Genomic DNA, 1434 nt, shown 5'->3' on the forward strand with positions numbered 1-1434 from the left:
CGCCCTCGACCGCTCCACCCCCGCCGTTCACGAGGTCGTGCGCCTCTTCGAGACGGCCACCGGCACCCCGCTCGCCGAGTTCTCCGGCGAACTGCTCCGCATTCTCTCCGGGGTCGCCCTCGCCATCGCGCTGCGCGACCTGGGGCTGCCCAGCGGCGCCGTCGACCTCCCGCCCGGCTGGGAGGCGGTCGCCGACTTCGTACGGGGCGGCCTGCCACTGGAGCAGGCGCTCGGCGAGGTCCTGCGGCGCGCTGGCGACCCGGCCCGCGACGCCGGACACCCGGACACCGCCGCCTCCGGCACCGGCGGCCCCGACGTCGGCGCGCGCCTGGCCGGGGCACACGACGAGCGGACCGCCGCGACCGTACTGGCCGCGATCGCCGCCGAACTGTTCGAGGCTGGATGCGACATCGACTGGGCCACGTTCCAGAAGAGCACCGGCGCCGCCGCGTGGAGCAAGCGCCTGCTGCCGGTCGCCCAGTCGCGCGGACGCGCCCGGGACCTCGCTGAGCCGCTGCGGTCCGCCGAACCGGGCTCGCCCGCCGAGCTGGTGGCCGACGACGGACCCGCCGGATACACCTACGCCCGGGTGTTCGGGCCCGGCGAGGTGCCCATCGCCCAGCACTCCGTGTACCGCACGCTGATGCTCCCGGGCGTCGCCTGGTTCGACTTCCTGCGCGAGGGCGCCGCCCTGCGCGGCGAGCTGTTCCACGGCGCGACGGACGTCCTCTTCCACCGCCCCCTCATCCCCGTCGGGGCGCGCCGCGTGGTCGGCCGGGTCGATGGGGACGGGCGGTTCCGGGTGGAGGACGGCGAGACCGGCGACGTCTTCGTCACCGGCCGCCTCGCCACCCGTGCCGAGCCGGCGCCCCGCCTCCCGGTCGTCGCTCTGCTTGCCGACTGCGCCGGCTCCGCCCTCCACGCGGGCTCCGGCATGTACCGGTGGCTGCGGCGCATCGGCTACCACCACGGGCGCTACTACCGGAACATCTCCTGGGTGGCGAGCCTGCCGGACGGCGGCACCCTCGCCCGGATCGAGGGCCCCCGCCAGCGGGAGCTGAACCCGCCCGGCGTCCAGCTCTTCCCGGGCCTCCTGGACAGCGTGACCGTGGCGGCCATCGACCCGGCCAACCCGGTCTTCGGCACCGTCGATGCCTCCGCGTTCATCCCGCTGTCGGTCGGCCGGCTCGACGTCCTGGGCCCGCTGGACGACGCCGCGTACGTCCGTACCGAGATCGCCTTCTGGAACGACGAGGCGTGCCGGGTAACCCAGACCGTCACCGACGAGTCGGGCACGCCGCTGCTGGTCTTCGGCGACATGTCCTCCAAGCGCGTCCCGGCGATGGCGTTCCGCGAGGACCCCGCCATCGACGCCACCGCCACGAGGCCCGCCCCGGCCGCCGAGCCCGTCCCCGGCGCTGTCGCACCGCTCCC

Annotated in this window: 1 protein-coding gene; it reads left to right on the plus strand. The window is 75.7% G+C overall.

All coding sequences use genetic code 11. The features are described 5' to 3' along the window. Positions 1 to 1434 (plus strand): polyketide synthase dehydratase domain-containing protein (locus B9S58_RS02325; protein WP_181009153.1); only part of this gene is annotated, 1434 nt, incomplete at both ends.

Source organism: Streptomyces sp. SM11, from assembly GCF_002910905.1.
Classification (GTDB): domain Bacteria; phylum Actinomycetota; class Actinomycetes; order Streptomycetales; family Streptomycetaceae; genus Streptomyces.